The 8976-nt window shown below is 62.4% G+C and carries 5 protein-coding genes and 1 pseudogene; 4 read left to right on the forward strand and 2 right to left on the reverse strand.

Annotated elements, in window-relative coordinates:
- On the forward strand, positions 1-497 hold a 497-nt coding region (locus LJE91_09430), incomplete at its 5' end, for a lyase (protein MCG6868924.1).
- Positions 498-551: 54 nt separating this feature from the next.
- Here the strand turns inward: LJE91_09430 and LJE91_09435 are convergent.
- Both LJE91_09435 and LJE91_09440 read right to left on the reverse strand, forming a co-directional pair.
- Entirely contained in the window at positions 552-1535 is a 984-nt protein-coding gene (locus LJE91_09435; protein MCG6868925.1) for a lipase, read from the reverse strand.
- A 14-nt stretch (positions 1536-1549) separates the two neighbouring features.
- Positions 1550-2845, reverse strand: a pseudogene (locus LJE91_09440) (hypothetical protein).
- A gap of 394 nt (positions 2846-3239) precedes the next feature.
- On the opposite strand from LJE91_09440, the gene LJE91_09445 reads away from it, so the two are divergent.
- From LJE91_09445 to LJE91_09455, 3 genes are all read left to right on the forward strand, one after another.
- Entirely contained in the window at positions 3240-4385 is a 1146-nt protein-coding gene (locus LJE91_09445) for an efflux RND transporter periplasmic adaptor subunit (GenBank protein ID MCG6868926.1), read from the forward strand.
- Between the two features lie 12 nt (positions 4386-4397).
- Complete coding sequence (locus tag LJE91_09450; protein MCG6868927.1) at positions 4398-7526, forward strand: efflux RND transporter permease subunit; 3129 nt, start codon at positions 4398-4400, stop codon at positions 7524-7526.
- A 620-nt stretch (positions 7527-8146) separates the two neighbouring features.
- Positions 8147-8743 carry a superoxide dismutase family protein gene (locus LJE91_09455; GenBank protein MCG6868928.1) on the forward strand — a complete coding sequence of 199 codons (597 nt, stop codon included), beginning with the start codon at positions 8147-8149 and terminating at the stop codon, positions 8741-8743.
- The last annotated feature ends 233 nt before the right edge of the window (positions 8744-8976 follow it).

Here is an 8976-nt window from a genome sequence, read left to right on the forward strand (position 1 = left end):
TCCGGCAATCGCCTTACGGCATTATCAGTGATCCCAAGGGCCGGCCCTGGATTGCCCTGTTAGGCACGAACAAGCTCGCGACCGTTGATCCCGAAACCATGGAGCTGACGGAGATCGATCTGCCCCGCGAGGATGCCCGACCACGCCGCATTGGTAGAACAAGTGACGGGCAAATCTGGTACGTCGACTACGCGCAGGGCTATCTGGGAAGTTACTCCCCCGAGACAGACAGGATCCGGGAATGGAAGACCCCGAGCAAACAAGCCGGGCCATATGCGATGACCGTCGACAACAGGGACCGGGCCTGGTTCGTGGAAACCATTCCACAGCCGAACCGGTTTGTCGGCTTTGATCCGGCAACAGAGAAATTCTTCAGTCAGACCGACATCCCCAGCGGTGGCCGCTCGGTACGACACATGGTGTTCGACCCGCAAACAGATGCCATCTGGTTCGGAACCGATACGCAGAATATCGGGCGGGCGAGTTTGCGTGACTAATTCTTGCTGGCGCTGATTTCCGCGAGCCACCAGTGACACGCCCGGTCACACGGGTTATGGCGGCAAGCGGTGGTTGCGCACCATTTCCAGCTGCACGCCAGCGCTGAGGTCGCGAACGCAAAAATGCCCGTAAGGATTGCCCGCATAGACCTTCTCCCCCTCCTGACCCGGGATTCGCGAGGTGTACTCTCCGTAGACCAGCCCGCCGAAACCGATGAGCTGGTCGGCCCGTGACCAGATGCTGTAGACGTGGGCGCCTTCGAAGCCCGACCGCGCCTCGAGTTCTGCGAGGTAATCAGACAGTCCTGTTACGCCCCAGATCAGGGTATAACCGGGAAATAATCCGTTGTGATCCGAGCAGGTGGGGAGACGCCTGGCAAAGACGCAGGTTGCCAGACCCCGGTTGGCACCCGCGATGCCGACAAAGGTGTCAATGCGATCGGTCAAGGGTGGCCCGAGTTCCTGACCGTCGAGTTCTCCACCCAGGATGGCGCGGCGCGCCAGGGTCACCCCCATGGAATGGGCGATCACGTCCATCTGCTTCGCCCCGGTGTACGCCAGAACCGCCTCCATGAAGCTGCGGATTCGCCGCACATGATCAACCGAGTGGACCTGCTCGCTGGCCTTGTCCTGATCTGCCGGCCCCCAGGTGCTCGCGTAGAGTTCGGCCGGTGTATAACCAGCATCCAGGAACTGCCGGATCACGGCCGTCCAGCCGAGCGGGCCCTCGGCGCTGTGGCCCGCCGCCCGGTCAGAGTTGCCGTGCACGAAGACCACCGGCTGATTGTGCAACGCCTGGGCCGCCATCTGGCGCCCGCCGAAGCTCCCGCCTTCCAGGTCATCGCGGGCGAAGTCGAACCGGTCATAGCCGTGGTCGGCGAGCCACGACCGGAAATCCGGGCTCAGCCCACCGGCACCGAGCTCGGGCGTGCCGGCGAACACCTGGGCAGACACAGGGCAGCCGTTGAACTCGGCGAACCCCGGCGCCGGCGCGCCCAGAAGGATGCAGACGAACAGCGTGCGGAAACCTGGCCACATGGCGTATGCACCTCCCGATGCAGATACTGACGGCCGCGCCGCAGGGCGATATGCCGGCGACGCAGGGCGGTCAGCGCAGCCATGAAGCGGTACAGCTCGTGGTCCTCATTGAAGCGGTGGCGACCGGTGCTCTGTATAGACCCCAAGGGACCGCCGAACACGCACTCTCTCAGAAAAGCGTCGCTGAAAGCGTCCGACGCATCGCCTGATCGGCGGTCGGCCCCATCGACCCCCTGTTCGGTGCCGTAAATAGATGCAGGGGATACCAGCGCCGAGCAGGTTGAGGGCGAGGACGGCCTTGAGGAAGCGGTAGCCGTCGCCCTGCCCGGCGAAACGGAACTTGTGTTTGACTCCCACCTGGTCGTAGTCGTCGAACAGGGTGACCACGTGGCTACAGTACCACTGGTGGCTGGACTTCCCATCCAACAGGCTGTTGCGGAAGAGATCGAAATACCCTCCCTGAGCGTCGGTATCAGGGTTGCCGGGGCTGCGCCAGCCCTTCGCCGAAAATCCCAACATATCCGGAATATCTTTGATACCCAGGACGGCGTCGATGCCGGTGGTACTAACGATGTTGACCGCGTTCGCCCGCCCGCCAGTGACCTCGCCATTGAGGTGGAAGCTCTCCTTACCCAGGGACTGGGCGAACTCGTGGATGGCGTTGGCGAACCGGCGGACGGCTCCCGGTTCCATCTGCTTAACGGTGTCGATGCGGTAACCGTCAATGTCCGCACAGGCGATCCAGAATTTGTAGACCTGGATCAGCCGGTTGAGGGTCTCCGCCGGCCGGAAGCGTCGGATGCGTTCCTCCACGTCCCAGGCCAGGCCGGGGTCGCGCGGGGCCTCGCCATGACTCATATCCTTGAGGCTCAGGAAGTCGCCATCCATGTATTCCGGAAACCCGTCCCAGGCGCGGATCTCCCCGTGCCGGTGACCTGCCGGAACAGGGGGTTGAGCCACACGGCGCAAACCCCAAGGCGGCGCAGATTGCCCAGCTTGTCGATGAGCCCCGCCACGGTACCGCCGCACCCGCGACGGCCGGCTGCGAACCAGGCCTCGCGCTCGACATTGCTGGCGTCTGTCTCAAGGTGGAACGGGGGAGTGGCCCGCTCCGCCGCGGGGCCAGCGACCTCCGCCCCGGCCACATCGCGAAAACCACCGAACTCGCGTCCATCCGAGAAACGATCGACGAACAGGAAGTAGAGCACCTCGTCGGCCCACCCCGCCGGTGAGGGAAAGAACTCCCGCCCTTCCGTCAGTCTCGCCCAGTCGATCGGGTCTAATGCGCTTTCAACGTCTTCTTGGCTCATGGCAACCTCTTGGTCCCATTGTCGGCTGGCAGGGGAGCATACGCCAGTATATCTATGGCGCATGATTGATTCTCACCTGAAAGCGACAACATGGACAGACTTGTTCCTGAAAATGGCATATCGGATCGCGCCGGATTCTCGTTCGTCATCAAGGCGCGACAACGGGCGCATAGTCGAACGATGGAACGGTTGCCGCAACGCAGAGGACGTGCGAAAAGACAATCAGGATGGGATGTCATTTAACATAAATCGCTTTAGACTAGGGGCACTTGGAGACCGGGCCTCGCCTCGCAATCGCGCGTTTCTGGGATCGGAACCTATCGCCAAGGGCGGCGGCCTAACCTTGCTGTGGTGCCCGTGTACTGGTGCCGTTCGCACCAATTAAGGATTTCTCATGAGACAACAACCGCTGCGTGCGGCATTGCTCGGAGCCGGCCTGTTGCTGCTCGCCGCCTGTAACCAGGCAACCCTTCAGAATTCATCGAAAGCGCCGCCCCCGCCACCTGAAGTGGCGGTCATCGAGGTCCATCCCCAGTCGGTGCCGCTCAGCCGCGAGCTGGTGGGCCGACTGGCGCCGACCCGGGTCGCGCAGGTGCGGGCGCGGGTGGCCGGCATCATCCTCGAGCGGGTCTATACCGAAGGCACCGACGTGAGCCAGGGCGAGGTCCTGTACCTGATCGACCCCGCTCCGCTAGAGGCGGCTCTGCATGCCAAAGAGGCTGCCCTCGCCAAGGCGGAAGCCGATGCCAGCAATGCCGCCGCGACCGCAAAGCGCTCTCGCAAATTGGAGGCCAAGAAGCTGATCGCCAATCAGGACCTGGACGACGCAATCGCCACCGAGCGCAGCACGGCGGCAGCTGTGAAGCAGGCTCAGGCCGATGTGGAAAGCGCACGCCTGAATTTGGGGTACGCCACCGTCACTGCGCCCATCGCCGGGCGAGCCGGCCGTGCGCTCGTGACCGAGGGGGCACTAGTAGGCCAAGGCGAGGCGACTCAGCTGACCACCATCGAGCAGATCGACCCTATCTACGTTAACTTCAGCCTGTCGGTCTCGGAGTTCCGGGAGCTGCAGAGTCATGCCGGCGGGCCGGGTGCGGCGCGCGTGGAGGTGGAGCTACCCGACGGCAAACCCTACCCGCAGGCCGGCACGCTGGATTTTTCCGATCTCGACGTGGATCCCGGCACCGGTGCAATCTCTCTGCGCGCCGTGCTGCCCAATCCGGATCACTCGTTGCTGCCGGGTATGTTCGTCAATCTGCGGCTCACGACCGGGACGATCGACCAGGCGTTCGTGCTGCCACAGACGGCGCTGGCCCGAGACGCCAAAGGCGCCTACGCGCTGGTGGTCGGCGCCGACGGCAAGGTGGCCCAGCGCCGTCTGGAGGCCCGGGGCATGACCCGTTCGGATTGGATCGTTACCGGAGATCTTGCCGATGGCGACCAGGTGATCGTCGAAGGACTGCAAAAGGTACAGCCGGGAACCACTGCCAGTACGGTGCCGGCGGCCCAGCCGACGGCGGAAACCGCAGCCAAGCACTGAGGCGCCTGAACGATGCCCCGTTTCTTCATCGACCGGCCCATCTTCGCCTGGGTGGTGGCCATCCTGATCACTCTGGCCGGCGCCGCAGCCATCTTCAACCTGCCGGTCTCGGCCTATCCTCCGATCGCCCCACCGCAGATCAGCATCAGCGCCGTGTATCCCGGCGCCAGCGCCGAGGTTCTGGAAAAAACCGTAACCTCGGTGATCGAACAGCAGCTCACCGGCGTCGACGATCTGCTTTATTTCGACTCGACATCGCGCTCCAACGGCACCGCGCAGATCACCCTGACCTTCCTGAGCGGCACTGATCCCGACATCGCCCAGGTGCAGGTGCAGAACCGCCTCAGCATCGCCCAACCGCGACTGCCGCAGGAGGTGGTGCAGAACGGCATCACCGTCGCCAAGGCCAATAACGACTTCCTCATGGTGATGGCGCTCCACTCGGAGGACCGCAGCCTCGACACCTATGCGCTCAACAACCTGATCGCCTCCCAGGTGCTCGACTCGATCCAGCGCCTACCCGGTGTGGGGGGCGCAAACCTGTTCGGCGCCGCCTACGCCATGCGGATCTGGCTCAACCCCGACAAGCTGCGGGGCTACAACCTCAGCGCCTCTCAGGTGCTGGAGGCGGTGCGCGACCAGAACGTGCAGATCGCCGCCGGCTCGATCGGCGCCGAACCGGCCCCACCCGGACAGGGCTTCAGCGCCACGGTCAATGCGGCCAGCCGCTTCACCACCACCGAGCAGTTCGGCGACATCATCCTGCGCACCAATCCCGACGGCAGCAGCGTGCGCCTCAGCGACGTCGCGCGTATCGATCTGGGGGCCGAGACCTACGGCCACGATGTGCACCTCAACGGGGACCCGATCGCCGGCTTCGCTATTCTGCTGTCCCCCGATGCCAATGCGCTGGAGGTGGCGGCAGCGGTGCGCGACAAGATGAGCGAGCTGGACAACTACTTTCCGCCTGGGGTGACCTGGCTCGTACCCTACGACACCACCCAATTCATCCGCATCTCCATCCACGAGGTGCTCTACACCCTGATCGAGGCCGTGGTGCTGGTGTTCCTGGTGATTCTGCTGTTCCTCCAGAATCTGCGCGCTACCCTGATTCCCACCCTGGTGGTGCCGGTGGCGCTGACCAGCGCCTTCGCCGGCATGTACATAGCCGGCTTCTCCATCAACGTGCTCACCCTGTTCGGCCTGGTGCTGGCGATCGGCCTGGTGGTGGACGACGCCATCGTGGTGGTGGAGAACGTCGAGCGCATCATGACCGAGGAGGGTCTGCCGCCCAAGGAGGCGACGCGCAAGGCCATGGACCAGATCACCGGCGCCGTAATCGCCATGACCACGGTGCTGGCAGCGGTGTTCATCCCCATGGCACTGGTGGGCGGCAGCGTGGGGGTGATCTACCGCCAGTTCTCGCTCACCATCGCCATCTCCATGGCCATCTCCGCTGTGATGGCGCTGAGCTTTACCCCGGCGCTGTGCGCCACCCTGCTGAAACCGGTGCACGGCGAACCGAACGCATTTCTGCGCGGCTTCAACCGGCTCTACGGTGCGCTGACGCGAGGCTACCTGGCGCGGGTCAAGCACTCGATCCGTCGAACGCCGCGTTGGATGGTCGCCTTCATCGTGTTGGTCGGCGTGGCGGGCGTGCTGTACAGCAGGCTGCCCACCAGCTTCCTCCCCGAGGAGGACCAGGGTTACGCCCTGGTGATCGTTCAGCTGCCGCCCGGCGCCAACATGGAACGTACCGGTGGGGTGTTAAGGCAGATGGAGGCGATCATTCAGCGTCACCCGGCGGTGGACAAGGTCCTTGATGTGGCTGGCTTCAGCTTCGTCGGTCAGGGCGAAAATGTCGGCCTGGGATTCATTCGCCTGAAGGACTGGAGCGAGCGCCGCGGCGCCGATCAACAAATCAATGCCATTATTCAATGGGCCAATGGCGCGCTTCAGTCCATCAAAGGCGCGCGCATGTTCGTCATCAATTTGCCCACCATACGGGGCCTGGGCCGCTTCGGCGGTTTCGATTTCCGCCTCGAGGATCGTGCCGGTCTAGGCCACGACCGGCTGATACAGGCCCGTAATACCCTGCTCGGCGAAGCCACCGCCGATCCGGTGTTGGCCGGGGTGCGGCCCAACCAGCTCGAAGACGCCCCCGAGTTGCATCTCAACCTGGATCGGGTGCAGGCGAAGTCCATGGGGCTGTCGCTGCCGGACATCTACGACGCCATCCGGCTGATGCTGGCGCCGGTCTACGCCAACGACTTCAACTACCAGGGCCGGGTGCTGAAAGTCCTGCTGCAGGCCGATGCCGACTACCGCAGCCGCCCCGAAGATCTCAGCCGCTACTACATCCCTGCCAGCAGCGGCGACATCGACAACATGGTGCCGCTCTCGAGCGTCGTATCCTCGAGCTGGACCATTGGCCCCCCGACGCTCGACCACTATAACGGCCACCCGGCTGTTCAGATCAACGGCTCCGCCGCGCCGGGCTACAGCTCCGGACAGGCAATGAACGCGATGCAGAAGATCGTCCAACAGGATCTGGGCCAGGGCATCGGCTACGAATGGTCCGGCCAGTCGCTGCAGGAGATCATCTCCGGGCAGCAGGCACCCATCCTCTTCGGCCTGTCGCTGCTGGTGGTGTTTCTGGCGCTGGCGGCCCTCTACGAGAGCTGGTCGATCCCGGTGGCCGTGATGCTGGTGGTGCCTCTCGGCGTGCTGGGTGCGCTCACCTTCACCTGGCTGAGGGGCTTGGAGAACGACGTCTACTTCAAGGTCGGACTCATCGCGGTGATTGGCCTGTCCGCCAAGAATGCCATCCTGATCATCGAGTTCGCCAACACCATGCGCCAGCAGGGTCGCGGCCTGCTCGAGGCCACGCTGGAGGCCTGCCGTCTACGCTTTCGGCCGATCCTCATGACCTCGATCGCCTTCATCCTCGGCGTGCTGCCGCTGGCCATCTCCACCGGCGCCGGTGCCAATAGTCGCCATGCCATCGGCACCGACGTGATGGGCGGCATGGTGGGCGCTACGCTACTCGGTGTGTTGTTCGTTCCTGTGTTCTTCGTGGTGGTGCGCCGCCTGCTCGGCGACAAGAGCGACGGCCATGAGCCGAAGGCGCCGCCCGGCTGATTAGCCGCCCTATAAAAGGGGTCCCCTTTTTCTCTCTCAGCAACGACTCATGCTGTCCTTTGGAGGTATCCAAATCACGGCTTCTATAGCAGGTATCAGGCCTTACATTCGCAGGGCATTGTCACTTTAACGGAACTTTCGGCACACTCGGCGTTGGCACAAGCGAAAACTTCGATTTCACCACCACCGGTTTCCTCCGGAGATCATTAGCCAAGTCATTTGGCTAGATCATCGCTTTCGCCTGCGTCGGCGATGTGAAGGGCCTGCACGCCGAGCGGGGCATTGAAGTCTCCTACGAATCGATCCGTCGCTGTTGCCTAAATTTCCAGGCCACGCTTCGGCCAAAGTCTTAAGCGCCGGGAAGGACGGTTTGGCGACGGTACTGTCAACTTAAACTAAGCGCCAAAGTAACGGCGGGGTTGTTCAGCGAGCGTTGATCTGATTCATGTTGACAATGCCAGCCTTCTGCAAGTAGACATTTCCAAACCGGACTCTGTTCGGCAACCGTAAGTGGCTGTTCGCCATTAAAATTATTGCTTGCGGATTGCAGATTGCTCACTTATCAAATCGGGGTGTATGCTCCCACTCCCAACCAAAGGAATACGGAAGGAGGACTCACAATGATAAATGCGCCCGAAAGGTCTGCCTGTCTTTCACTATGTGGGGGAGTCGCCTTGCTCTGCTTTTCACTGCCCGGACAAGCTGCCAATCTCACGGCCACGGCCGACATCAAGGGCTGCAGTGACCCAAATATCTCCGGCAGTGCAACACTCACCGAAGAGATGACTGACGAGGGGATCCGGGAAGTGACCGTGGTTCTCAGGGTGGAAGGCCTGTCCGACGGCAAGCATGCAGTACACATCCACGAGACGGGCGCCTGTGAACCCTGCAGCGCCGCCAAGGGGCACCATGACCCAGGGCCTTTCGGTGAAACGCGGCCGGACAGCGCGGGCGACTCGGTTCCCGCCAATGACATCAACCACCCTTACCATATGGGCGACCTCATCAATATCGAAGTAAAAAATGGCAAGGGGACCATGACGCATACGACCAATCGCATTACCCTCTCTGCCGGTCGGCTGAGCATACTGGACGAGGACGGCAGCGCCGTCATCATTCATACCAACGAGGACACCTATTGCAATCAGGAGAGTGATCTCAAGAAGGGCTGTGCCGGTGGTGCGCGCGATGCCTGCGGTATTATCAGAGCCAATTGACATTAGGTGATAGCAAACGTGGACAAGCGGCCCCTTTCTGGGGCCGTTGTCTAATGGGTGGGTACTGTCAACCTGACGCGCGAGCCGTCAGACTAAGGCGATTTCTGTCAAATGACATACCATCCTGCTTGTCTTTTCGTCCGTCCTCTGTGTTGCGACAACAGTGACATAGTTAGACTATGCGCCTGATGTCGCGCCTTGATGACGAACGAAAATCCGGCGCAATCTGGTAT

This window comes from Gammaproteobacteria bacterium (assembly GCA_022340215.1).
Lineage (GTDB): Bacteria > Pseudomonadota > Gammaproteobacteria > JAJDOJ01 > JAJDOJ01 > JAJDOJ01.

Bases quoted from the DNA above. Each gene is read 5' to 3' on its own strand.
- LJE91_09435 (MCG6868925.1), bottom strand. From the start codon at position 1,535: ATGTGGCCAGGTTTCCGCACGCTGTTCGTCTGCATCCTTCTGGGCGCG.
- LJE91_09445 (MCG6868926.1), top strand. From the start codon at position 3,240: ATGAGACAACAACCGCTGCGTGCGGCATTGCTCGGAGCCGGCCTGTTG.
- LJE91_09450 (MCG6868927.1), top strand. From the start codon at position 4,398: ATGCCCCGTTTCTTCATCGACCGGCCCATCTTCGCCTGGGTGGTGGCC.
- LJE91_09455 (MCG6868928.1), top strand. From the start codon at position 8,147: ATGATAAATGCGCCCGAAAGGTCTGCCTGTCTTTCACTATGTGGGGGA.